Genomic DNA, 21,368 nt, shown 5'->3' on the forward strand with positions numbered 1-21,368 from the left:
GGCTGACCACCGTGTGCGCGGGCCCCGCGGGCGCAAGACTGGCAGCATGTTCCGGATCGCCGCCGCCCTGTCCATCGCCACCGCGCTCATTGCGGCCTGCAGCGCGCAGGCGGGTCTGGGTCCCGGTGCGCCCGCCGTGTTCGCCCTCGCGGGGGCCGTGGGCGCACTCGTCATCGTGGCCGTCGCGCGCGGGGCCTCGGCTCCGCCCACCCCCACCGCGCTGTGCGCGGACGGCGCCTGCACGCTCGCAGTGCTCGCCGCCCTTGCGGCACCGCGGCTCACGGCGCTGGTGACGGCGGGGCCCGCCACGTGGGAGGAGCTGGCGTCCAGCGCGCCCACTACGGTCACTGCGGCGCTGACCGCCATCACCCTCGTGGCCCTGGGCTTCGTCGCCGAGCTCAACCGGGGGCTGCGCGCTCACACGGCGCGGCCCGCTGGCCCGGCACGGTCCGCTGGCCCGGCACGGTCCGCCCGCCAGGGGGAATAAGCGCGCGGCGTGCGGTGTCGGACAGGACATGACGACTGAGCACACGGCGCGCATCCCGCGCACGGACATCGAAGTCTTCCGCCTCAACCTGGGCGGCAACGTCTTCGGCTGGACGGCCGACCGCGAGGAGTCCTTCGCGGTCCTCGATGCGTTCGCAGACCGCGGGGGCGACTTCGTCGACACCGCCGATGTCTACTCCGCCTGGGGCGAGGGGCACACGGGCGGCGAATCCGAGGACATCATCGGCCAGTGGTTCGAGCGCACGGGCCGCCGCGACGAGACCGTCATCGCCACGAAGGTGGGCTCGTGGGACCAGCGCCCCGGCCTGAGCCCGGCCAACGTCGCGGCGGCGCTCGACGACTCCCTGCGCCGGCTGCGCACCGACCGCGTCGACCTCTACTATGCCCATCGGGACGACGAAGAGACGAGCGCGGAGGACCTGGCCGCGGGGTTCGACGCCGTGGTCCGCTCGGGCAAGGCCCGCGCGATCGGCATGTCGAACCTGAGCCCCGAGCGCCAGCGCGCGTGGCTCGAGGCCGCGCGCGCCAATGGGCTCGCGGCGCCCGTGGCGATCCAGCCGCAGCACAGCCTCGTCCACCGCGCCGCCGTGGAGGGCACGCCGGGCCATCCCGAAGACGGCTACGGCGCGCTGGCTCGTGAGTACGACCTCGCGGTCTTCCCCTACTTCGCGCTGGCCGCGGGCTTCCTCACCGGGAAGTACCGCTCCGCCGCCGACGTGGGCTCCGGGGCGCGATCCGCCGCGGTGGGCGGCTATGCCACGCCCGCCGGCTTCGCCGTCGTCGACGAACTCCTGGCGGTCGCCGCCGAGGTGGGCGCACCGCCCGCCTCGGTCGCTATCGCATGGCTGCTGGCCAAGGGGGCGACGGCGCCCATCGCCTCCGCTCGCACCGTCGAGCAGCTCGATCCGCTCTTCGCCGCCGTGGACCTCGCGCTGGATGCGGAGCAGGTGGCGCGGCTCGACCGCGCCTCCGCGCCGTACCTGCGCGAATGAGATGCCGCGCACCTGAGATGCCGCGCAATCCGAGGTGCTGCGTGCCTCAGGGGCTGAGTGCCTGAGCGGCTCAGCGTCGGCCGGCGCGCACCTCGCGGACAAGGGCCATGGCGGCAAGCGCCGAGCCGAAGACCAGGATGAACACCGCCGCCGCGAGGGTGAGCGCGCCGCGGCTGGAACCAGGCACCGCGCTGCGGCGCACGCGCCGGAGCACAGCCAGCGCACAGCCGATCCCGGCGAGCCAGACACAGAGCACAGCGACCTCGAGCGCCGTCACCTCGAACATGATCGGCAGGGTACCGAACACCGCTGTGAGACGACGTTTGCCCTTGTGCCTGTCGATGTGGCCGGTGTAACGTGCGCCTCAGTGTTCCGGGGACGGTGAGATTCCGTACCGGCGGTGATAGCCCGCGACCCGGTCAGCGCAGCAGAACCCTGCTGAGCCGGCCGGCTGACTCGGTGAGATTCCGAGGCCGACAGTGAAAGTCTGGATGGGAGGAACAGGCGCCGTCGGCGTCCGCACCCACACGCGGGTGGGCGGGCCCGTCCCGGCGCCCAGCAGCCGCACGGCGGCGCACTTCCATCTCCCGGCAGGATCGGGAGGTGGGAAATGGCGCTCGACCGGGCGGCTTCGTGCTGTGCGGCACCGCTTGCCGCGGCCGCCGCGCACTTCAGCCGAGCCGAGCGCGCCGCCATGGACCGTGCGCTCGGGGCCGCCGCCCGCGGGGTGCGCGGTGCGAACCCGCTGGTGGGAGCCGCCGTCCTCGCCCCCGACGGCCGGGTGGCCGTGGGCCGCCACGCGGGGGCCGGCACCGCCCACGCGGAGGTCGTCGCGCTCGCAGCGGCCCGCGCCCGCGGCTTCGACCTCTCCGCGGCCACCCTCCTCGTCACCCTCGAGCCCTGCGCCCACACCGGCCGCACCGGCCCCTGTGCGCAGGCGATCCTGGACGCCGGCATCCGCCGCGTCGTCTGCGCCGCTCCGGATCCCACCGCGCTGGCCGGCGGGGGCGCTCAGCGGCTGCGCGCGGCCGGCGCCGAGGTGCGCACCGGCCTGCGGGCCCAGGAGGCCCGCGCGCTCAACGCACGCTGGTTCGCCGCCCGCGCGGCCGGCCGCCCCTTCGTCACCGCGAAGATCGCCCAGTCCCTCGATGGCCGCGTCGCGGCGGCGGACGGTACGAGCCGGTGGATCACGGGCCCCGAATCCCGCGCCGCCGGCCACGCCATCCGGGCGCGGGCAGATGCGATCGCGGTGGGCACCGGAACCGCCCTGGCCGACAACCCGCGGCTGAGCGCGCGCACCCCGGACGGCGCGCCCGCCGCGCACCAGCCGGTGCCCGTGCTCATCGGCCACCGCGCCCCGGCCCCCGACTCCCACCTGGCCGACAGCGCACGGCTCCTGCGCTATCCGAGCCGCGACCTGGCCGCCGTGCTCGCAGACCTGGATTCCCGCGGAATCGGCCACCTCCTCGTCGAGGGCGGGCCGCGGCTCATCAGCGCATTCCTGCGCGCGGGCCTCGTCGACGAGCTGGCCGTCTTCACCGCCCCGGTCCTGCTGGGCGCGGGCACACCTGCCCTCGCGGACCTCGGCATCGCCACCCTGAGCGGGGCCCAGCGGTGGACCCCCGACCCCACCGGCGAGCGCCTCGGCGCCCCCGAGCGACTGGGTGCGGACACGCTCGTACGGCTGCAGCCGAGCCCGCCGGACCCTCCACGGCACAACCACAGCACAGCACCCCACCACGGAGAGGACTGACATGTTCACCGGAATCATCGAGGAGCTGGGCCGGGTGAGCGCCATCGAGCCCATCCCCGGCGCGGATGCCGCCCGCCTGCGGATCGCGGCGGGCGCGGTGCTTGACGGGCTGCCCGCCGGCGGCTCGCTGGCCGTCAACGGGGTCTGCCTCACCGCCGTGCCGGATACCGGCGACGGATTCGCAGCCGACGTCATGGGCGAGACGCTCGCGCGCACGTCGCTCGGCGCCCTGTCCCCCGGCGACCCCGTCAACCTGGAGCGGTGCATGCCCGCCGGCTGCCGATTCGACGGCCACGTCGTCCAGGGCCACGTCGACGCCACGGGCACGATCGCGGCCGTTGAGGACCTGGGCGGCTGGACGCGCGTGCGCATCGCCACGCCGGCCGAGCTGGCGCCGCTCATCGCGGAGAAGGGCTCGATCGCCGTGGACGGCACGAGCCTGACGATCACCGCGGTCAGCGAGCCGGGGGCCGAGCGCGCCTGGTTCGAAGTGGGCCTCATCCCCGCCACCCTGGAGCGCACCGTCCTGGGCCTCGCCGCCCCCGGCCGGAGGGTCAACCTCGAGGCCGACGTGTTCGCCAAGTACGCCGCGCGGCTCGCCGCGTTCGCCCCCGCTCCCACACCCGCCCAGAAGATCGGAGCCCCAGCATGACCCGCAGCCTCGCCGCCATCGACGCGGCCATCGCCCAGCTCGCAGCCGGCAGACCCGTCATCGTCGTCGACGATGAGGACCGGGAGAACGAGGGCGATCTCATCATGCCCGCCGAGCACGCCGATGCCGCGTGGATGGGGTTCATGGTCCGCCACACCTCCGGTGTGGTGTGCGCCCCCATGACGCCCGAGCGCGCCGCCCAGCTGCGCCTGCCGGCCATGGTCCAGCGCAACGAGGACCCCAAGGGCACCGCCTACACGGTCAGCTGCGATGCCGCCGTCGGCACCACGACGGGCATCAGCGCCGCCGACCGCGCCCGCACGGCCGCCGTGCTCGCCGATCCCGCAGCCGGGCCCGGTGCGCTCTCGCGCCCCGGCCACGTGTTCCCGCTCATCGCCCGCCCCGGTGGGGTGCGCGAGCGCGCCGGGCACACCGAGGCCGGCGTCGAGCTCGCCCGCCTGGCCGGCTGCGCGCCCGTGGCCGTCATCGCCGAGCTCGTCCACGACGACGGGTCGATGATGCGCCTGCCCGCGCTCCTGGCCTTCGGGGCCGCCCACGGGCTGCTCACGGTCTCCATCGCCGACCTCGCCGCGTGGCTCGACACCGGCGGCGCCCAGGTGCGCCAGGCTGCGGAGGCGGGTCGCGCGGCGGCCCTGGTCGACGCTCCCGTGCCCGAGGTGCGCGTGCCCGAGGTGCGCGTGGGCGAGGCCGTGCGCCTGCCCACCGCGCACGGCGAGTTCCGCGCGCGGGCCTGCTCGGAACCCGCGACCGGCACCGAGCACCTGGTGCTCGAGGCACCGGGCGCCTCGGGCGCCGCTGGAGCACAGGGCGCCTCGGGGACCGCGCCCCTCGTGCGGGTGCACTCGGAGTGCCTGACCGGCGACGTGCTCGGCTCGCGGCGGTGCGACTGCGGTGAGCAGCTCGATGCCGCACTCGCCCGCCTGGGACGCGAGGGCGGCTGCCTCGTCTACCTGCGCGGGCACGAGGGGCGCGGGATCGGCCTGGCCAACAAGCTGCGCGCCTACCGCCTGCAGGAGGAGGGCCTCGACACCGTCGACGCGAACACCGCCCTGGGGCTGCCCGCCGATGCCCGCGACTACGCGGCGGCCGCGGGCATCCTCCGCCTGCTCGGGATCGCGCGCGTCCGGCTCCTGACGAACAACCCGGCGAAGGCCCGGGCGCTGGACGCACACGGGATCGAGGTGCTCGCGCGCGTGCCGATCGCCGTGCCGGCGCGGACGGAGAACGCCGTCTACCTCGACGCTAAGCGCACGCGGATGCACCACGACCTGCCGGCGGACGGCCCGCAGGCGCAGACCCCCACGAGCGCAGGGCAGCAGTCCGGCGCAGAGCGAAAGGTGTCCTGATGGCACGGCACGGAGCCCCCGACGTCGGCCTCGACCCGGCCGCCCACTCCCGCGTGAGCGTGGGCATCGTCGCCGCCCGCTGGCACACGGAGGTCATGGACGGCCTCGTCGCCGGGGCGCTGCGCGCCTGCGCGGAGGCGGGCATCGAGCCCACGCTCGTGCGCGTGCCCGGCAGCTTCGAGCTGCCCGTGGCCGCGCAGGCCCTCGCGGCGCACCACGACGCGGTCGTGGCGCTGGGCGTGGTGGTGCGGGGCGGCACGCCCCACTTCGACTACGTGTGCCGGGCGGCCGCCGACGGGCTGGGCCGGGTGGCCCTCGATACGCGGACTCCGGTCGGATTCGGCGTGCTGACCTGTGATGACGACGAGCAGGCACTGGCCCGCGCGGGCCTGCCCGGCTCCACTGAGGACAAGGGGTACGAGGCGGCGACGGCGGCGGTGTCGACGGCCGCGGCGCTCCTGGGGCTCGCGGGCCCTGAGGGCAGAGGGTGAGGCCGGTTCACCATTCGGTACCACTCCCCAAAGATACGAGCCCCGCAGCTCGTCACCGGGTGAACCGGCCTCACTGGGTATGACCCTACGGAGCCCAGCTTTGCCGCGGCTGTGGGCGCGGTGGCACGACGGTGCCAATCGGGTGTGCGAACGCTGTGCGGGGCCGCGCGACCGGGGCGCACGCGGCCCCGCCGCGCAGTTCGGCCGCGCAGTTCGGCCGCCGCGCAGTTCAGCCGCGCCGGCGGTTGCCGCCCGCGCAGACGAGCACGATGCCCACGATCGCGATGAGCGCACCCAGGCCGATGCCGAAGACCCCCGTGCCCAGTCCGCCGACGAGGCCCATGACGCCCTTCACCTCGAGCGGCTCGGCGAGCAGATGCTGCTTGCCGTCCGTGCACGCGGCGGTGACCGTGCCATTCGCCGTCGCACGGTACGAACCGCGCGCCTCGAAGCTCTGGCCGTGGCGCGTGGTGGTGTAGGTGCCGGTCTCCCCGCGCTCGAAGCCCGCCCCTTCCGAGTGCGTGAGCGTGCACGCCCGCGCCGCCTCGGCCGCCCGGCCGGCCGCCGCGGGGTCGTACGTTCCGCGGGTGCTGCCGGGGGCGGTGGGCGCCCCGCCGGTGGATCCCGACGGGGCGGGCGGGACCTCGGTGTAGAGGCTCAGCCGGTCCCCGGCCCTGACCTCGACGGCCGTCTGCCCGGTGAATGCGCTGCCGGAGGCCAGCGTGCCGCGCACGATCGAACCGCCGCGCAGGGCGAGCATCAGCCCCAGGCCGCCCAGTGCCACGGCGAGGACGAGCCCGCCCGCCAGCAGCCACATCCCGGTGATGCGCATGCGGCTCCAGCGCCGCGCCCGCGTCGCCCCCATCGTCCCGCTCTCCCGTCCGTCTCCGTCCGCCGGCTCCGTCTGCCGTCGCAGTCCAGGCTAGGGCCCCGGCCGCCCGGGCGGCGGTGAGCGGCGTGCCATGATGGGAACATGACGACAGCGCAGCGGGCCGAGGCGGACTACGCCCGCGTCTGCTTCGCCGCGTCGCGCCAGGTCATCGGCCGCTATTCCACCTCGTTCTCCCTGGCCGTGCGCCTGCTGCCCCCGCGCACCGCGGCCCAGATCGCCGCCCTCTACGCCATGGTCCGGATCGCCGACGAGGTGGTGGACGGGGCCTGGCCCGGGGTCTCGGCGGAGGACAAGCGCGCCGCCCTGGACGCCTACGAGGCGCGCATCGCCGAGGCAGTGCGCACCGGCCACTCGACGGACATGGTCGTCCACGCGTTCGCGCTCACGGCCCGCGGCGCCGGCATCGGCGCGCAGGAGTGGCACCCGTTCTTCGAGTCGATGCGCCAGGACGCCGCCCCCGCCGCCCACGATGAGGCCAGCCTGGCCGCCTACATCCACGGCTCCGCCGAGGTGGTGGGCCTCATGTGCGTGCGGATCTTCACCGCGGACCTCGCGCCCTCCCCACAGGAGAGCGCACAGCTGGACGCGGGCGCGTGCGCGCTGGGCGCGGCCTTCCAGCGGATCAACTTCCTGCGCGACCTGGGCCACGACGGCGGCGAGCTGGGCCGCAGCTATCTGCCGCGAAGCGCCCGCGCCTTCGACGAGGCCGCGAAGGGAGCGGAGATCGCGCAGATCCGCATGCTCCTGGCCCGCGCCGCCCTGGCCTTCCCGCTGCTGCCCGCGCGCGTGCGGCCCGCCGTGCGCTGCGCCCACGCCCTGTTCGCCGAGCTCACCGACGAGCTCGAGCGCACGCCGGCGGACCGTCTGGCCCGCACGCGCGTGCGGGTGTCGAATCCCCGCAAGGTCGCCGTCGCCGCGCGCGCCCTGCGCGGCAGCCGGGGCGAGCGCGGCGCGGAGCGCGCATGAGGGTCATCGTGATCGGCGGCGGCATCGCGGGCCTGGCCTCCGCGGCCCTGCTCGCCGCCGACGGCCACGACGTCACCGTCCTCGAACGGCGCGCCGCGGTGGGCGGGCGCGCCGGTTTCGCCCGCGCGGCCGGCTTCGGCTTCGACACGGGCCCCAGCTGGTACCTCATGCCGGAGGTCTTCGACCGCTTCTTCGCCCGCTTCGGCACCTCGGCCGCCGCCGAGTACGGGCTCGAGGACATCGAGCCCGGCTACCGCGTCTTCGGCGCCGCGGGCACGGGCTCCTCCGGCCCCCTCGACATCTCACCGGCCACGGTGCGCGAGGTCTTCGAGGGCCTCGAGGCCGGGGCGGGGCAGCGCCTGGATGCCTATCTGCGCGAGGCCGACGGGATCTACGACCTCGCGCTCGACCACTTCCTCTACACGAACTTCGCCCGGCCCGGCGCGTTCGCCCGCCGCTCCGTCCTGGCCCGCCTGCCGCAGCTGCCGGGCCTCTTCGGCAAGTCGCTGCAGCACAGGGTCGACGCCCGGTTCTCCCACCCGCTGCTGCGCCAGATCCTGGGCTTCCCCGCCGTGTTCCTCGGCACCTCCCCTCAGCGCGCGCCCGCCCTGTTCGCGCTCATGAGCCGCCTCGACCTCATCGACGGCCCGGCCTACCCGCGCGGGGGCATGCGCGCCGTCATCGCCGCCGTGGAGCGGGTGGCGCGGGCGGCGGGCGCGCGCATCGTCACCGGCGCCGAAGCGGTGGCCCTGCCCGCGGGCCGCGGCACAGGCGCGCGCCGGATCGAGCGCGTCGTCGCGCGGGTGTCCGACGGCGCGGGGGGCCGCGAGCGCCTCGCGGAGTTCCCCGCGGACCTCGTGGTGGGCGCCTGCGACCTCCACCACCTGGAGACGCAGGTGATCGACCCGCGCCTGCGGGCCGTCCCGCAGCGGACCTGGGAGCGGCGCGACCCGGGCATCGGGGCGCTCGTCATCATGCTCGGCGTGCGGGGCAGGGTGCCGCAGCTGGCCCATCACACGATGGTGTTCTCCGCGGACTGGGAGGACAACTTCGACCAGATCTTCGGACCGCGGGCGCGGCTGCCGTGGCCCGCCTCGGCGTACGTCTGCGCCCCCTCCCGAACCGACCCCGAGGTCGCCCCCGCCGGCTGCGAGAACCTCTTCGTCCTCGTGCCCGCACCCGCGAACCCCAGCCTGCGCGCCGGCCAGTCCGGCGTGGAGGCGTACGCGGACCGCATCGTCGACGCGCTCGGCCAGCGGATCGGCGCGGCGGACCTGCGGGAGCGGACCCTCACCCGCACCGTCATGGCCCCCGGGGACTTCGAGGGCGCCTACCACGCCTGGTCCGGCTCCGCGCTGGGACCGGCCAACACCCTGTTCCAGAGCGCCTTCTTCCGCGGCGGGGTCCAGCACCCGAAGGCCGCCAACCTGCTGCGCGCCGGCGCGTTCGCAGCCCCCGGCGTGGGCCTGCCCATGTGCCTCATCAGCGCCGACAACCTCGCCGCCCACGTCCGCGGGGATCGGCGATGAGCCTCGCGTACCTGGGCTGCCTGCTGGCCTCGCTGGCCGGCATGGCGATCCTCGACTGGCGCTTCCGCCTCTTCTGGTTCGCCTGCCCCCGCCGCGCGGCCGCGGTCCACGGCGCCGGGGTGGCCGTGTTCATCGCGTGGGACCTCGTCTGCATCGCCGCGGGCGCCTTCTCCCGCGGGCCCAGCCCCTACCTGAGCGGGATCATGCTGGCCCCGGAGTTCACGCTCGAGGAGGTCTTCTTCCTCGTCTTCCTGTGCTGGCTGGCGATGAACGCCTACGCGGGGGCCAAGCGCGCGGGCGCCCGGCTCCGCGGTGCCGGGGGCGGGCCGCGGACATGACGTACGGGCTCATCAACCTCGCGTTTCTGCTGCCGGCCGCCGCGCTGGTGACCGCCGCGCTGCGGGCGGGCGCGCTGCGCTGGCGGGCGGCGGCCGCGGCCGCGGCGCTGCTCGTGGCGCTCACCATCGTCTTCGACAACCTCATGATCGCCGTCGGCCTCATGGTCTACGCGGATGCGCATGCCAGCGGGCTGCGCATCGGCCTCATGCCCCTGGAGGACCTCGCCTACACGGTGCTCGCCGCCGCGGCCCTGCCCGCGCTGTGGGAGCTGCTGGGCCGCCGGGAGCGGAGGCGGCGGTGCTGAGCGAGCTGCTGCGCGCCTCGCGCCCGGTGTCCTGGATCAACACCGCCTTCCCCTTCGGAGCCGCCTACCTGTTGGCCGGGGGCGGGCCCGACGCCGCGTTCTGGGTGGGCTGCCTGTTCTTCCTCGTCCCCTACAACCTGGCGATGTACGGGATCAACGACGTCTTCGACTACGAGTCGGACATGCGCAATCCGCGCAAGGGCGGCATCGAGGGACACATCCTGGCACCCGCCCACCACACCGCGATCCTGTGGGCCGCGCTGCTGAGCTGCCTGCCGTTCGTGCTGTTCTTCCTGGTGGTGGGCTCGTGGACGAGCACCGGCGTCCTGGCGCTCAGCCTCTTCGCCGTCGCGGCCTACAGCGTCAAGGGCCTGCGCTTCAAGGAGATCCCCGTGCTGGACTCCCTCACGAGCTCCACGCACTTCTCCTCCCCCGCCTGGTTCGCGCTCGCCCTGCTGGGCGCCTGGCCCAGCCGCGCGGGCTGGCTGGTGCTCGCGGCGTTCTTCGCCTGGGGCGTGGCAAGCCAGGCGTTCGGCGCGGTCCAGGACATCGTGCCGGACCGCCAGGCCGGCATCGCCTCGATCGCCACGGTGCTCGGCGCCCGCCCCACCGTACTCGCGGCGGTGGCGCTCTACGCCGCGGCCGGGGCCCTCGTGGCCTGCGCCGGCTGGCCGACCTGCCTGGGCGGCCTCCTCGCACTGCCCTACATCGCCAACACAGCGCGGTTCGCGCGCCTGACGGACGCGCAGTCCGGCCGGGCGCACCCCGGCTGGTCCGCGTTCATCTGGCTCAACTACGCCGCCGGCTTCTGCGCCACGCTGCTCATCATCTGGTCGCTCATGCGCTGAGCGCCGGGCCCGTCCCTGCGAACCCAAGGAGTTCCCGTGCCGCACATCCACATCGCCGCCCTGGGCGGCACCATCGCCTCGACCGGCCACGGCGCCGCGGCCGGGGTCCGCCCGCAGGTGGGCGCCGAGGAGATCGCGGCCGCAGCGGCGCTGCCCACCCTGGCGCAGGCCCCGCGGGTCACGTTCGAGCAGATCGCCCAGGTCAGCTCGGGTGAGATCCGCCTCGAGGACCTCGAGGAGACCGTCCGCGCGGCCCGGCGGGCAGCGGCGCAGGGCGCGCGGGCCGTGGTTCTCACCCAGGGCACAGACACGATCGAGGAGACCGCGTTCGCCCTCGCGCTGCTCAACGACTCCGGAATCCCCATCGTCGTCACCGGCGCCATGCGCGGGCCCGAGCAGCCCGGCGCCGACGGCCCCGCCAATGTGCGCGCCGCCGTCATCGCCGGCCTCGACGAGCGCCTCGCCGACAGCCCCGCCCTCGTCGTGTTCAACGACGAGGTCCACGACCCGCTCTGGGTGCGCAAGGCGCACACGAGCTCCCCGGCGGCGTTCACCTCCGGCCCGGCCGCCGGCCCCGTGGGCTGGCTGAGCGAGGACGCGCTCGTGCTCGCCCACCTGCCCGCGCCGGCGGCCCGCCGCTTCGCAGTCTCCGAGCGGCCCGCAGCCGAGGCGCCCGCCGGGACCACCGGCCTGCCCCGGGTGCTGCTCGTCGAGGCGGGGGTGGGCGAGGACTTCGCGATCGCCCCGGCGCTCCCCGACGCCGGCTACGCGGGCGCGGTCATCGCCGGCGTGGGCGGCGGGCACGTGCGCGCCGAGGCCGCCGAGCGCCTGGGGCAGCTCGCGGCCACGATGCCCGTGGTGCTCGCCTCGCGCACCGGCAGCGGCCGCGTGCTCGAGCGCACGTACGGGTATCCCGGCGGTGACATCGACCTCATCGCCAGGGGCCTCATCCCGGCCGGGCGGCTGGATGCGCGCAAGGCCCGCATCGTCCTCATCCTCGCGCTCGGCGCCGGCGCCGATCCCGCCGAGGTGCTGGGGGCCTTCGGCTAGTCGTCCGCGCCCAGCCACGGGCGCAGGAGCGCGGCGGCCTCCCGCTGCTCGGCGGGGGTCATCGCCCACTCCGGGGGCGGCGCCCAGTGCGTCCACTCCTCGTCGAAGGCCCAGTGGCCCGCCGCGTACTGGGCGAGCGCGAGGTCTGCGTGCGCGCGGATGGTGCGCACGGCCTCGGGGTCGTACATGCCGCCGGCCAGCGCCCCGGCCAGCTCGTCCTCGTCCTTGAGGCGGGGCTCCTCGCCGGGGTGGATGACGATGTCGAGGATGTGATCGGCCGTGTAGAGGTCCGCGCCCGCGCGGACGTGGAGCTGTTCGAGGTTGATGTACCAGGCCGCGTGCTCCCCGCCCGGGGCGCGGAAGACCCATACGGAGAACGGCAGCCCCGCCGGCACGATCCGCAGCACGCCCCGCCCGTGCCACCGGCCGGGAAGCTGGACGCGGGCGGGCTCACGGCCCGGCGGCAGGAAGCGATCGGCGTCCGGGACATCGTGCGGGTTGACCTTCTCAAAGCCCGCGATCCGCGACTCCGCGGTGGGCGTCTCGCCCGCCAGCCACAGCACGGCGCCGCGCTCGTCATCGCGCACGACGCGGGTGGGCTGGACGACCTCCGTGCCGTGCGCGGCGAAGTCGTGGCGCCGGAAGTGCCAGCGCACCCGCTCACCGGGCGCCCAGTGCGGCCCCGCGCCCACGGGCCGGGTCCCCGCGGGGACCCGCAGGGCGAACGGGTCGTGGATGCTCACTCGCCGGCTGCCAGCTGGGCCCACTCGAGCACGAGCCACGGGCTGAACGCGAACGGCGCGGCCTCGAGTGCCCGGGTGAGCGCCGCGGGCTCCAGCCACGCGAAGTCCATGACCTCCTCGGCGCGGGCGCGCACGTCGCCGTCGAGGCGGGCGGTGAAGACGGGGCAGACCTCGTTCTCCACCGTGCCCGAGGCGTCGATGGCGCGGTAGCGGAAGTCCGGGAGCACCTCGGTGATCTCCGTGACGAGGCAGCCCAGCTCGTCCGCGCAGCGCCTCACGATCGCGGCGGCGAAGTCCTCCCCGGGGCCGGGGTGGCCGCACACGGAGTTCGTCCACACCCCCGGCCACGTCCTCTTCGCCAGCGCCCGGCGGGTGAGCAGCACGCGGCCCGCGCCGTCGTGAATGAAGCAGGAGAACGCCAGGTGCAGCGGCGTGTCCGCGCCGTGCACCGTGGCCTTGGGCGCGGTGCCCACCGGGGCACCCGCATCGTCCAACAGGACCACGAGCTCAGTGGCATCCTCAGGGGCATCCGGCGTCTCATCCATGTCCCCGAGCCTAGCGCCGGGCACGGACGCGGCACCGCCCGCGGACCCGCGACACTGCGCTGGAGGCAGACACTACGCTGGGGGCATGAGCGCTCACCCCTTCTCCCAGGTCGACGTCTTCGCCTCCGGGCCCATCAGCGGCAATCCCGTGGCCGTCGTGCACGCCGCCCAGGACGTGCCGGATGACCGGATGGCGTCCTTCGCCCGCTGGACGAACCTGTCGGAGACGACGTTCCTGCTGCCGCCCGCGCACCCGGAGGCCGACTACCGCCTGCGGATCTTCACCCCCGGCGCGGAGATCCCGTTCGCCGGGCACCCCACGCTGGGCTCGGCGCACGCGTGGCTGGCCGCCGGCGGCGAGCCGCGCGAGCCCGGGCGCCTGCGCCAGGAGTGCGGCCTGGGCCTCATCGACCTGCGGATCGGCGCGGACGCCACGATCGCCTTCGCGGCCCCGGAGTTCGTGCGCACGGGCGAACCGGAGCTCATCGACCTCCACGGGGCGCTCGCCGCGCTGGGCATCGGTGAGGAGCGCCTCTTCGCCGCGAACTGGATCGACAACGGCCCGGGCTGGCTGGGCCTCCACCTCGACTCCGCCCAGACGGTGCTGGGCCTCGAGCCGGACTTCGCGGCCCTGGGCGACCTCAAGGTGGGCGTGCTGGGCGCGCACCCCGCCGGCGGTCCGGCCGACGTGGAGGTGCGCGCCTTCTGCCCCGCCTACGGGGTGCCCGAGGACCCGGTCACCGGCAGCCTGAATGCGGGCTTCGCGCGCTGGCTCATCCCCGCGGGCGACCTGCCGGAGGACTACACGGCCGCCCAGGGCACCGCGCTCGGCCGCGCGGGCCGGGTGAGCGTGACGAGTGCGGACGGCGAGATCTGGGTGGGCGGGGCCACCGCCTCGACGATCACGGGCACCGTCGAGCTGTGAGCGCCGTGCGCGTCCTCGTCACGGGCTTCGAGCCCTTCGGCGGGGAGGCGGACAACCCCACCGTGGCCGCGCTCGCGGCTCTGGCTGCCGCGGCGCCGGCCCACCCCGGCATCGCGGTCACGACGCGCGTGCTGCCGGTCGACTTCGCGCGCGCATCCGAGGCGCTCGAGGCCGCCGTGCGCGCCGCGGACCCGGCCGCCGTGATCGCCCTGGGGCTCGCGGCCGGGCGGCGCGAGGTCACGCCCGAGCGGGTCGCGATCAACATCGCCGATGCGCGGATCGCCGATAACGCGGGCGCCCAGCCCATCGACGAGCCCCTGGAGCCGGGCGGGCCGGCGGGCGCCTTCGCCACGCTGCCCATCAAGGCCATCACCGCCGACCTGCGCGCCGCGCACATCCCGGCGGCGGTGTCCCAGACGGCCGGGACCTACGTGTGCAACGCCGTGTTCTACCGGCTCATGCGGGTGTGCCAGGACCTCGGGGCGCGCGGCGGGCGCGCTCCCGCCGCCGGCTTCGTCCACGTCCCGCACACCCGCGACATGGACCAGGAGCGCATCGCCGCGGCGGTGCTGCGCTGCGTGCTCACGACGGCCGCCCACGTGCGCTCCGGGCGGCCCGATCTGCGTGCGGCCGGCGGCGCGGAGGCGTAGCAGCGGCGGCAGAGGAGCGCTGGCGGGCGCTCAGCCCAGCCGCACGGTGCTCGTGAGCGCGGTGAGGCTGGGCGCCGGGGGCGTCGAGCCGAACCCGAATGCGGGGTCCGACGCCACCGGGCGCAGCGCTCCGAGGTCCGCGCCCTCCCACGCGGCCCGGCTGGCGGCGAGCGCGTGGAGGTCCGAGGCGGCGTACCACTCCGTGCGCCCCGCGCCGGCTGTGCCGTAGGTCCGCACCCCGGGCACCACCCGGCGGGCCAGCGGATCGACCGCCCGGCAGAAGGCGGCGGTGCGGGCCAGCGGGGGCGGCACGGCGCGCAGCAGCGCCCCGAGCGCGGTGCGCCGGCCCACCTCGAAGTCCCACGCGAGCACCGGCGCCCCGCCCTCGGGGCCGCCCGCGCGCACCCGCCAGCCGGACCCCGCGCCCGTGCCGGTCCGGTGCACCGCCACGGGCACGATCCGCACCTCGTCGAACGCATAGGTGGCGGCGACGAACTCAGCCACCCGCTCAGCGGGGGCCAGCAGCACGCGGCGGCCATCGGGCAGGGCGGCCATGACATCGGCGAACGGCCCCCAGGGCGTGCGCGTCCAGCAGCCGAGGACCAGCCGGGTCCCGCCGGCGGTGCCCGCCCCCGCGATGTGGCCCGTGAAGCGCAGCCGGGTGCGATCGCCTGCCACGTCAGAGCCTCGGCAGGAAGCGGCCGGTGACGGACAGCAGCACGGCATCGGCGGCCAGCAGCACGACGCAGGCGACGATGAGCCCCGTGATCGCGTACGCCACGGGGCGGCGGATGCGGGCCATCCAGCCGCGCAGCCACCGCCCGGCCGCCTCGGTCCTGCCGCACAGGGCGGCGATGAGCAGCACGAGGAGCGGGGACTGCGTGATCGCGAACCACAGGGTCATGCCCGCTGTCGTCTCCCACAGGGGATGGCCGGCGGAGAGCACGATCGCCGCGGAGTACCCGGGGTCGACGAACGCGGCGACCGCGAAGCCCGCGCTGGCCGCGGCCACCGCCCAGCTGGAGGCGGTGCGCGGCGGCCGGTCGGACTCGGGGGCCACCCCGCGGACCATGCGCACGATCGCCCAGGCGAGCAGCGCCGCGGCGACTACCGCCTCGGCGGCCACCCAGGCCCAGACGGGCACCTCGGAGGCCCACCGGTGCACGCGCGCGGCGAGCGCGGTGAAGAGCAGGCCGCCCAGCACGGCGACGGCGACGGTGACCGCCCAGTTGACGAGCGTGAAGACGACGGTGTGGAGCAGCCGGGAGCCCCCGGCGATGAAGGCGAGCATGATGACGGCGCCCAGCGGGTCGAAGCCGAACACGCCCAGCGCCGCCATCTCGGAGAGGTAGGCCGTCACCGGCCGCGCACCCGGGTCGCTGTCCGTCCTCTCCTCACTGTCCGTACTCTACGGACGTCTCGCCGGAGCGGTTGTCGATGTCGATGGGGATGCCGGCGGCGCCCGCGCTGCTGGCGTGGGGGATGTCGATCTCGACGTTGCCGGAGCCGTTGGACGAGTTCACCGTGTAGCCAGGCCGGTCCTAGCCCTTCGCGTCCTTGCCGGGCCGGGGCACGATGAGCTTCGTCGAGCCGGAGTCCGTGGTCGCGGAGATGCCCTGCTGGGGCGGGGCGCCGGAGGACAGGTCGAGGTTGGCCGTGCCGACCGAGACCTGGGTGGAGGCGCGCCGCTTGACCCACAGGCTCTCCGAGTGGATCGCCCCGGATTTCGCGCGCAGATCCGCGGTCCCGTACTCGCCCTTGACGTTGAGGATCCCGGAGCTCGCGCTCAGCTCGAGCGCATCGGCCTTCGTGTGGACGGTGATGACGCCGCTGCCCGCGGTGCCCGCGATGCGCTTCCACGCACCGCCGTCGACCTCGACCGCACCGGACTTCGCATCGAGGCTCAGCGGCAGGGAGGCGGCCATGGCGGCGGGCACGGTGATCTCCAGCTGGGCGCTGCTGCTGCCGATCACGCCGCGCTCGCCCTCGACGCCCACCGTGGCGCCCCGCTTGTCGCTGCGGATGTCGATGCCCGGCGCGCTCCCGCTGCCCGTGTACGTCAGCCGGGCCACCGGCGCCCGGGCGCCGTCGTCGGCGCGCACACTCACGTTGGCGCCCAAGCCGGTGACCGTGAGGGCGGAGAAGTCCGCGGGCAGGTCTGCCGTCTTCGTCTCCTGGTGGGTCCGCAGTCCGGCGGCGAACCCGAAGGCGACGGCCGTGAGCGCGGTGAGCACGGCCAGCGCCGCGACGATCGCGATGGCGGCGCGCACGCCCGTGCGCGCCCCCGGGGAGAGGTTGAGGGGGCGGGCAGGGGCGGGCCGCGGTCCGCCCGACTGCGCGGGGGGCTGGGCGGGGGGCTGCGGGGGTCGCTGGTCGTGGAGCGCGGGGGTCGGCATGGCGGTCCTTCCTGCCTCAGGGGCGGGCCTCAGTTGCCCAGGAACTTCAGCACGGCGAGCACGCGGCGGTTCTCATCCGAATCCGCGATGAGCCCGAACTTGGCGAACACGGAGCTGATGTGCTTCTCCACCGAGCCCGGGGACAGGTAGAGCTGGCCGGCGATCGCGGAGTTCGACTTGCCCTCGGCCATGAGCTGGAGCACCTCGCGCTCACGGGCCGAGAGCATGGCCAGGCCCTCCTGCTTGCGCGAGCGCACGAGGATCTGGCCCACGACCTCGGGGTCGAGCACCGTGCCGCCCCCCGCTACCTCGCTGACGGCGGTGAGGAAGTCCTCGACATCGGCCACGCGGTCCTTGAGCAGGTAGCCGAAGCTGCCGGTGTTCTCCGCGATGAGCTCGCTGGCGTAGCGCTCCTCGACGTACTGGGAGAGCACGAGGACGGCCGAGCCCGGGTTCTGCTTGCGCATGAGCACGGCGGCGCGGATGCCCTCGTCGGTGAACGTGGGCGGCATCCGCACGTCCACGATCGCGAGGTCCGGCGAGTGCTCCGCGACGGCCGCGAGCAGCGCGGAGGCGTCCGCGACCGCGGCGGCCACCTCGTGGCCCGCATCGGTGAGCAGGCGGACCATGCCCTCCCGCAGGAGGACGGAGTCTTCGGCGATCACGATGCGCATGGCACCTCCGCAACGATGGCGGTGGGACCGCCCTCGGGGCTGGTCAGGGTCAGGGTGCCGCGGGCGGCCGCCACGCGGCCGGCGAGCCCGGCCAGGCCGGAGGCCGAGGCGCTGCCGCCGATGCGCGCGCCGCCGCGCCCGTCGTCGGCGATGGAGACGGTGAGCAGCCCGGCGTGCTCGGAGATGGCGACGCGGATGCGGGCGGCGCCGGAGTGCTTGTTCGCATTCGTCAGCGCCTCGGCGACGACGAAGTAGGCCACGGATTCGGCCTCCGCCCCCACCGGCCCGGACACGGCGACGTCCACCTCGACGGGGATGACGGAGCGGGCGGCGAGCGCGGAGACGGCGGGGTCGAGGCCGCGGTCGGTGAGGACGGCCGGGTGGATGCCGCGGGCCAGCTGGCGCAGCTCCGTGATCGCCTGCTTGGAGTCCGCGTGGGCCTCCGCGACGAGCACGGCGGCGCCGTCGGGGTCGGAGGCGAGCTTGGCCTTGGCCATGCCGAGCTTCATGGACAGCGCCACGAGCATGGGCTGGACGCCGTCGTGGAGGTCGCGCTCGATGCGCAGGCGCTCGGTGGTCGCGGAGTCGATCGCCCCGGTGCGCGCCCGGTCGAGGGTGTGCACCTCCTTCTCCAGCTCCGCAGCGCGAGCCGGGCGCAGCAGCCAGCGGTCGATGAGCCGGTCGAGCCACGCGGAGAACCACACGACGGGCCACGCGGTGAGGAAGAGCGCCGCCCCGCCGGTGCCCGCGGCCAGGCGCGCCCAGGCACTCGCATCGGTTCCCAGGGAGCCGCGCAGTCCCGGGTTGAGCGCGCCGCACAGCAGGTAGGCGCCGGTGCCGACGGCCAGCAGGAAGAGGATGCCGACGGCACCGCCGTAGAGCTGCTTGAGCAGGTGGTGTGCGGTGCCGCGCCAGAACGGCGCGGACGCCAGGACGAACCACTGGTCCTCGAGGAAGCCGGGGAAGCCGTCCCGGGCGCTGCGGCGCGGGCGGGGCACGGGCAGTCCGAGCCCGTACACGGCCTCGGCGCGCACCCGCTCACCCGCGTTGATCGCGCGCTGGAGGAAGAACCACGCGGCGAGGGCGATGAGCCCGGCGCCCAGTGCGAACAGGCCGCCGATCCCGGTGGCGAACAGCGCCACCGGCACCCACAGCCACACGACGCACAGCACGGCGGAGGCCGTGACGTTGGCAAAGCCCATGGGCCCCGGGCCGCGGCGCCGGGTGCGCGGCGGCTGCGCTGGCCGCGGCGGCAGGGGCTGCTGCGGTCGCTGCGACGCCGCGGGGGGCGGTGACTCGCGCGGCAGTTCTCTTGTCTCCATGTCCCCCACGCTATTGGGCCCGCAAGCCGCTGCCCACGCGGCTGGCCCGCCGCCCGGGTTCCGGTTTTCCCCACCCGCGCGGCCGCGCGGGACGCGGGGAGTCCGTCCGCCCTATTGTCTCAGCCCCGGCGCGGGGCCAGGATGGTCGCATGCGACTGAGCCCCCGCCCCTGGATCCCAGCCCACGCCCAGGCGCGCATCGAGGCGATCGGGGAGGAGCGCCTCGGGGGCGGGCCCGCGCAGCTCGCGGACGCGATCGACTCGCTGGCCTCCGCCGCCCAGCGCTACTACGCGGGCTCGGCCATCAACCTCAACCCGGCCTCGAACCTCATGAACCCGCGGGCGCAGGCGCTGCTCGGCATGGACCTCGCCCCGCGCACCTCGCTGGGCTATCCCGGGGCCAAGATCGAGACGGGGCTGTTCGACATCGAGCAGCTGGAGGTCGCCACGGCCGAGCTCGCCGCGCGGGTGTTCGATGCGGACTTCGCCGAGGTGCGGGTCATGTCCGGTGCGGCCGCGAACCTCACCGCGTTCATGGCCGCCTGCCGGCCCGGGGACACGATCATCGCGTCGCCGGACACGATCGGCGGCCACGTCACGCACCACGCCGACGGCGCCGCGGGTCTCTACGGGGTGCAGACGGTCGAGGCGCCGGTGGATGCCGGCCGCTACAGCGTCGACGTCGCGGCGCTGGCCGAGCTCGCGCGGGCCGTGCGCCCCTCGCTCATCACGCTGGGCGGCTCGCTCAACCTCTTCGAGCACCCGGTGGCCCAGGTCCGCGAGATCGCCGACGAGGTGGGCGCGGTCCTCCTCTTCGACGCCGCGCACGTGTCGGGGATGATCGCGGGGCGGCAGTGGGCGAATCCGCTGGCCGAGGGCGCCCACCTCATGACGATGAGCACGTACAAGTCGCTGGGCGGGCCCGTCCACGGCCTCGTGCTCAGCAACGACCCGGGGCTCGCCGAGCGGGTCGAGCAGATCGCCTTCCCCGGGCTGACCGCGAACTTCGATGTGGCGGAGGTCGCAGCCCTCGGCATCACCCTGGCCGACTGGCTGGCGGTCGGCGAGGACTACGCGGCGCTCATGCGCGCCTGCGCGGGGGCACTGGCCGAGGAGCTCGCCGCGGCCGGCCTCGAGGTCTTCGCCGGCGCGCAGGGCTTCACCGACTCCCACCAGTTCGCGCTGCTCGCCGCCCCCTACGGCGGCGGTTCGCGGGCTGCGGCCGCCCTCGAGGAGGCGAACCTGCTCGCCTACGGCATCGGGCTGCCGGCGCCCGCAGTGGACGGCGATGCGAACGGCGTGCGCCTGGGCACCCCGGAGATCGTGCGGATGGGCATGGTCGAGGCGGACATGGAGCGCCTGGCGGGCCTCATCGCCCGCGCCCTGGACCCGGCCGCCGACGCCGCGGCCCGCCAGGCGGTGGGCCGCGAGGCCGCCGCGTGGCGCTCCGAGTTCAGCGGGGTGCGCTTCACGGTGTGAGCGGCGCGGGCGCGGCCTCGCGGGGCTGCACGCGCCGGCGCGCGTGTGCGCGGCAGATGAGCCACGCGGCCAGCAGCGGAGTGCTCACGGAGCCCACAAGCGCCCAGGGGCTCGCGTCCTGGGCGTTGGGATCGCCGAGGCCCACGGCGCCCAGGGCGAACACGGTCACGTTGTTGACCGCGTGCACTGCGATGGGCCCCTCGAGGCCTCCGGTGCGCCAGGCGACGACCCCCACGATGAGGGCGAAGGCCCCCACGTCGACGCTGCCCACCCAGCCGTATTCGTGCCCGGCGACGAAGAGCGGGATGGGCAGGAGGATCGCCCAGGCCGGGCCGCGCAGCCACTGGCCCACCGCCTGGGGCAGGAGCCCGCGGAACAGCACCTCCTTGCCCGCCGCCTGGAGCGGGACGAGGAGGATCACCACGGTGAGCACCGCGAGCGCGCTGCCGCTCAGGTGCGGGTGGAACTGGCGGGTGGCGGGATCGAGCAGCATGAGCGGCGCGGTCACGGCGGTGGCGATGACGGCCAGCGCGGTGCACGTGCCCAGCCAGCCCCAGCGCAGCCGCCCGGCCGTGGAGAAGAGGGTGCCCATCGGCCGGTGCCAGCCCCAGCGCACGGCCGCGCAGCCGGCGGGCACGAACACGGCCAGCAACAGGCCCAGCGCCGCGATCTGGCGCGGGTCGCGCAGGTCGGTGGGCGCGTCCAGCCGGAAAACGCCCCAGATGTCGTCGGCCAGGAGGATCGGCAGCGACAGTGCCGCCGCGGACAGACCGAAGACGAGCAGGCCCAGCAGGGGGCGCCACCAGCGGGCGTTGGGCGCGGCGGCGCCCAGGCGGTGGAAGGCGGGGCGGGCCGAATTCGGCGAGGAGGTCGGTGTCGGATTCGGTGTCGAGGTCTGTGTCGAAGTCATGGCCCCCACCCTCCCGCCCCGCGGTGGGCGCCGGT

The 21,368-nt window shown here is 75.4% G+C and carries 26 protein-coding genes and 1 riboswitch; of the genes, 15 read left to right on the plus strand and 11 right to left on the minus strand.

Annotated elements, in window-relative coordinates:
* Positions 1–46 precede the first annotated feature (46 nt).
* Both BRM1_RS08420 and BRM1_RS08425 read left to right on the plus strand, forming a co-directional pair.
* Positions 47–487: a hypothetical protein gene (locus BRM1_RS08420; protein WP_268525177.1), complete on the plus strand. Its 441-nt coding sequence runs from the start codon at positions 47–49 to the stop codon at positions 485–487.
* Between the two features lie 28 nt (positions 488–515).
* Positions 516–1,499, plus strand: a complete 984-nt coding sequence (locus tag BRM1_RS08425) for an aldo/keto reductase (protein ID WP_160952826.1) — start codon at positions 516–518, stop codon at positions 1,497–1,499.
* Positions 1,500–1,569: 70 nt separating this feature from the next.
* Here BRM1_RS08425 and BRM1_RS08430 read toward each other — a convergent pair whose 3' ends face one another.
* Positions 1,570–1,785 (minus strand): hypothetical protein, encoded by a 216-nt coding sequence (locus tag BRM1_RS08430; RefSeq protein ID WP_268525179.1) that lies wholly within the window; start codon positions 1,783–1,785, stop codon positions 1,570–1,572.
* A gap of 78 nt (positions 1,786–1,863) precedes the next feature.
* Positions 1,864–2,006, plus strand: a riboswitch (FMN riboswitch).
* A 103-nt stretch (positions 2,007–2,109) separates the two neighbouring features.
* On the opposite strand from BRM1_RS08430, the gene ribD reads away from it, so the two are divergent.
* The 4 genes from ribD to ribH are packed head-to-tail and all read left to right on the plus strand — an operon-like array spanning position 2,110 to position 5,762.
* Positions 2,110–3,252 (plus strand): bifunctional diaminohydroxyphosphoribosylaminopyrimidine deaminase/5-amino-6-(5-phosphoribosylamino)uracil reductase RibD, encoded by a 1,143-nt coding sequence (gene ribD, locus BRM1_RS08435; protein ID WP_160952824.1) that lies wholly within the window; start codon positions 2,110–2,112, stop codon positions 3,250–3,252.
* A gap of 1 nt (position 3,253) precedes the next feature.
* Positions 3,254–3,904, plus strand: coding sequence for a riboflavin synthase (locus tag BRM1_RS08440; RefSeq protein WP_268525182.1), 651 nt, complete (start codon positions 3,254–3,256; stop codon positions 3,902–3,904).
* Positions 3,901–5,271, plus strand: coding sequence for a 3,4-dihydroxy-2-butanone-4-phosphate synthase (gene ribB / locus BRM1_RS08445; RefSeq protein WP_160952822.1), 1,371 nt, complete (start codon positions 3,901–3,903; stop codon positions 5,269–5,271). The genes BRM1_RS08440 and ribB overlap by 4 nt, the downstream gene beginning before the upstream one ends.
* Positions 5,271–5,762 carry a 6,7-dimethyl-8-ribityllumazine synthase gene (ribH, locus tag BRM1_RS08450; RefSeq protein WP_268525185.1) on the plus strand — a complete coding sequence of 164 codons (492 nt, stop codon included), beginning with the start codon at positions 5,271–5,273 and terminating at the stop codon, positions 5,760–5,762. The genes ribB and ribH overlap by 1 nt, the downstream gene beginning before the upstream one ends.
* Before the next feature lie 229 nt (positions 5,763–5,991).
* Here the strand turns inward: ribH and BRM1_RS08455 are convergent, their stop codons facing one another.
* On the minus strand, positions 5,992–6,594 hold the full coding sequence (locus tag BRM1_RS08455; RefSeq protein WP_268525187.1) for a hypothetical protein: 603 nt from the start codon (positions 6,592–6,594) through the stop codon (positions 5,992–5,994).
* Positions 6,595–6,735: 141 nt separating this feature from the next.
* On the opposite strand from BRM1_RS08455, the gene BRM1_RS08460 reads away from it, so the two are divergent.
* From BRM1_RS08460 to BRM1_RS08485, 6 genes are read left to right on the plus strand one after another with little or no spacing between them, the layout of a single operon-like run.
* On the plus strand, positions 6,736–7,620 hold the full coding sequence (locus BRM1_RS08460) for a phytoene/squalene synthase family protein (RefSeq protein WP_160952819.1): 885 nt from the start codon (positions 6,736–6,738) through the stop codon (positions 7,618–7,620).
* A complete protein-coding gene (gene crtI, locus BRM1_RS08465; protein ID WP_268525189.1) occupies positions 7,617–9,149 on the plus strand; it encodes a phytoene desaturase family protein in 1,533 nt (510 codons plus the stop codon). The genes BRM1_RS08460 and crtI overlap by 4 nt, the downstream gene beginning before the upstream one ends.
* Complete coding sequence (locus BRM1_RS08470) at positions 9,146–9,487, plus strand: lycopene cyclase domain-containing protein (RefSeq protein ID WP_268525190.1); 342 nt, start codon at positions 9,146–9,148, stop codon at positions 9,485–9,487. The genes crtI and BRM1_RS08470 overlap by 4 nt, the downstream gene beginning before the upstream one ends.
* Positions 9,484–9,792 (plus strand): lycopene cyclase domain-containing protein, encoded by a 309-nt coding sequence (locus BRM1_RS08475; RefSeq protein WP_160952816.1) that lies wholly within the window; start codon positions 9,484–9,486, stop codon positions 9,790–9,792. Before BRM1_RS08470 ends, BRM1_RS08475 begins: the two co-directional genes overlap by 4 nt.
* On the plus strand, positions 9,786–10,640 hold the full coding sequence (locus BRM1_RS08480; RefSeq protein ID WP_326956690.1) for a prenyltransferase: 855 nt from the start codon (positions 9,786–9,788) through the stop codon (positions 10,638–10,640). The genes BRM1_RS08475 and BRM1_RS08480 overlap by 7 nt, the downstream gene beginning before the upstream one ends.
* 36 nt (positions 10,641–10,676) lie before the next feature.
* Positions 10,677–11,690, plus strand: coding sequence for an asparaginase domain-containing protein (locus BRM1_RS08485; RefSeq protein WP_268525192.1), 1,014 nt, complete (start codon positions 10,677–10,679; stop codon positions 11,688–11,690).
* Here the strand turns inward: BRM1_RS08485 and BRM1_RS08490 are convergent.
* A complete protein-coding gene (locus BRM1_RS08490) occupies positions 11,687–12,433 on the minus strand; it encodes a DUF402 domain-containing protein (protein WP_268525193.1) in 747 nt (248 codons plus the stop codon). The genes BRM1_RS08485 and BRM1_RS08490 overlap by 4 nt on opposite strands.
* On the minus strand, positions 12,430–12,978 hold the full coding sequence (idi, locus tag BRM1_RS08495) for an isopentenyl-diphosphate Delta-isomerase (RefSeq protein ID WP_160952815.1): 549 nt from the start codon (positions 12,976–12,978) through the stop codon (positions 12,430–12,432). Before idi ends, BRM1_RS08490 begins: the two co-directional genes overlap by 4 nt.
* A gap of 85 nt (positions 12,979–13,063) precedes the next feature.
* Between idi and BRM1_RS08500 the strand changes: the two genes are divergently transcribed.
* Positions 13,064–13,903: a PhzF family phenazine biosynthesis protein gene (locus BRM1_RS08500; protein WP_268525194.1), complete on the plus strand. Its 840-nt coding sequence runs from the start codon at positions 13,064–13,066 to the stop codon at positions 13,901–13,903.
* Positions 13,900–14,553 carry a pyroglutamyl-peptidase I gene (locus BRM1_RS08505; RefSeq protein ID WP_268525195.1) on the plus strand — a complete coding sequence of 218 codons (654 nt, stop codon included), beginning with the start codon at positions 13,900–13,902 and terminating at the stop codon, positions 14,551–14,553. The genes BRM1_RS08500 and BRM1_RS08505 overlap by 4 nt, the downstream gene beginning before the upstream one ends.
* A 30-nt stretch (positions 14,554–14,583) precedes the next feature.
* Here the strand turns inward: BRM1_RS08505 and BRM1_RS08510 are convergent, their stop codons facing one another.
* Genes BRM1_RS08510 through BRM1_RS08535 form a run of 6 tightly spaced genes read right to left on the minus strand, consistent with a single transcriptional unit; the run spans position 14,584 to position 18,945 of the window.
* Positions 14,584–15,231: a hypothetical protein gene (locus BRM1_RS08510; RefSeq protein ID WP_268525196.1), complete on the minus strand. Its 648-nt coding sequence runs from the start codon at positions 15,229–15,231 to the stop codon at positions 14,584–14,586.
* A gap of 1 nt (position 15,232) precedes the next feature.
* Positions 15,233–15,913 carry a hypothetical protein gene (locus tag BRM1_RS08515; protein WP_160952812.1) on the minus strand — a complete coding sequence of 227 codons (681 nt, stop codon included), beginning with the start codon at positions 15,911–15,913 and terminating at the stop codon, positions 15,233–15,235.
* 34 nt (positions 15,914–15,947) lie between these two features.
* On the minus strand, positions 15,948–16,076 hold the full coding sequence (locus BRM1_RS08520) for a hypothetical protein (protein ID WP_268525198.1): 129 nt from the start codon (positions 16,074–16,076) through the stop codon (positions 15,948–15,950).
* Positions 16,077–16,094: 18 nt separating this feature from the next.
* Positions 16,095–16,949, minus strand: coding sequence for a DUF4097 family beta strand repeat-containing protein (locus BRM1_RS08525; RefSeq protein ID WP_160952811.1), 855 nt, complete (start codon positions 16,947–16,949; stop codon positions 16,095–16,097).
* A 29-nt stretch (positions 16,950–16,978) separates the two neighbouring features.
* A complete protein-coding gene (locus BRM1_RS08530) occupies positions 16,979–17,623 on the minus strand; it encodes a response regulator transcription factor (protein WP_160952810.1) in 645 nt (214 codons plus the stop codon).
* Complete coding sequence (locus BRM1_RS08535; RefSeq protein WP_268525202.1) at positions 17,611–18,945, minus strand: sensor histidine kinase; 1,335 nt, start codon at positions 18,943–18,945, stop codon at positions 17,611–17,613. Before BRM1_RS08535 ends, BRM1_RS08530 begins: the two co-directional genes overlap by 13 nt.
* Before the next feature lie 149 nt (positions 18,946–19,094).
* Here BRM1_RS08535 and BRM1_RS08540 point away from each other — a divergent pair, with 149 nt between their 5' ends.
* Positions 19,095–20,423 carry a beta-eliminating lyase-related protein gene (locus tag BRM1_RS08540; RefSeq protein ID WP_160952808.1) on the plus strand — a complete coding sequence of 443 codons (1,329 nt, stop codon included), beginning with the start codon at positions 19,095–19,097 and terminating at the stop codon, positions 20,421–20,423.
* On the opposite strand, the gene BRM1_RS08545 is transcribed toward BRM1_RS08540, so the two are convergent.
* Positions 20,413–21,333 (minus strand): CPBP family intramembrane glutamic endopeptidase, encoded by a 921-nt coding sequence (locus tag BRM1_RS08545; protein WP_268525205.1) that lies wholly within the window; start codon positions 21,331–21,333, stop codon positions 20,413–20,415. The two genes, BRM1_RS08540 and BRM1_RS08545, sit on opposite strands and share 11 nt — an antisense overlap.
* Between the last annotated feature and the right edge of the window lie 35 nt (positions 21,334–21,368).

Source organism: Brevibacterium sp. BRM-1 (assembly GCF_026802075.1).
GTDB classification, from domain to species: Bacteria; Actinomycetota; Actinomycetes; order Actinomycetales; family Brevibacteriaceae; genus Brevibacterium; species Brevibacterium rongguiense.

What these genes read in the sequence shown, in the direction of transcription:
- BRM1_RS08420 (WP_268525177.1), top strand. Translation starts at nt 47, where the DNA reads ATGTTCCGGATCGCCGCCGCCCTGTCCATCGCCACCGCGCTCATTGCG.
- BRM1_RS08425 (WP_160952826.1), top strand. Translation starts at nt 516, where the DNA reads ATGACGACTGAGCACACGGCGCGCATCCCGCGCACGGACATCGAAGTC.
- BRM1_RS08430 (WP_268525179.1), bottom strand. Translation starts at nt 1,785, where the DNA reads ATGTTCGAGGTGACGGCGCTCGAGGTCGCTGTGCTCTGTGTCTGGCTC.
- ribD (WP_160952824.1), top strand. Translation starts at nt 2,110, where the DNA reads ATGGCGCTCGACCGGGCGGCTTCGTGCTGTGCGGCACCGCTTGCCGCG.
- BRM1_RS08440 (WP_268525182.1), top strand. Translation starts at nt 3,254, where the DNA reads ATGTTCACCGGAATCATCGAGGAGCTGGGCCGGGTGAGCGCCATCGAG.
- ribB (WP_160952822.1), top strand. Translation starts at nt 3,901, where the DNA reads ATGACCCGCAGCCTCGCCGCCATCGACGCGGCCATCGCCCAGCTCGCA.
- ribH (WP_268525185.1), top strand. Translation starts at nt 5,271, where the DNA reads ATGGCACGGCACGGAGCCCCCGACGTCGGCCTCGACCCGGCCGCCCAC.
- BRM1_RS08455 (WP_268525187.1), bottom strand. Translation starts at nt 6,594, where the DNA reads ATGCGCATCACCGGGATGTGGCTGCTGGCGGGCGGGCTCGTCCTCGCC.
- BRM1_RS08460 (WP_160952819.1), top strand. Translation starts at nt 6,736, where the DNA reads ATGACGACAGCGCAGCGGGCCGAGGCGGACTACGCCCGCGTCTGCTTC.
- crtI (WP_268525189.1), top strand. Translation starts at nt 7,617, where the DNA reads ATGAGGGTCATCGTGATCGGCGGCGGCATCGCGGGCCTGGCCTCCGCG.
- BRM1_RS08470 (WP_268525190.1), top strand. Translation starts at nt 9,146, where the DNA reads ATGAGCCTCGCGTACCTGGGCTGCCTGCTGGCCTCGCTGGCCGGCATG.
- BRM1_RS08475 (WP_160952816.1), top strand. Translation starts at nt 9,484, where the DNA reads ATGACGTACGGGCTCATCAACCTCGCGTTTCTGCTGCCGGCCGCCGCG.
- idi (WP_160952815.1), bottom strand. Translation starts at nt 12,978, where the DNA reads ATGGATGAGACGCCGGATGCCCCTGAGGATGCCACTGAGCTCGTGGTC.
- BRM1_RS08500 (WP_268525194.1), top strand. Translation starts at nt 13,064, where the DNA reads ATGAGCGCTCACCCCTTCTCCCAGGTCGACGTCTTCGCCTCCGGGCCC.
- BRM1_RS08525 (WP_160952811.1), bottom strand. Translation starts at nt 16,949, where the DNA reads ATGCCGACCCCCGCGCTCCACGACCAGCGACCCCCGCAGCCCCCCGCC.
- BRM1_RS08530 (WP_160952810.1), bottom strand. Translation starts at nt 17,623, where the DNA reads ATGCGCATCGTGATCGCCGAAGACTCCGTCCTCCTGCGGGAGGGCATG.
- BRM1_RS08535 (WP_268525202.1), bottom strand. Translation starts at nt 18,945, where the DNA reads ATGGAGACAAGAGAACTGCCGCGCGAGTCACCGCCCCCCGCGGCGTCG.
- BRM1_RS08540 (WP_160952808.1), top strand. Translation starts at nt 19,095, where the DNA reads ATGCGACTGAGCCCCCGCCCCTGGATCCCAGCCCACGCCCAGGCGCGC.
- BRM1_RS08545 (WP_268525205.1), bottom strand. Translation starts at nt 21,333, where the DNA reads ATGACTTCGACACAGACCTCGACACCGAATCCGACACCGACCTCCTCG.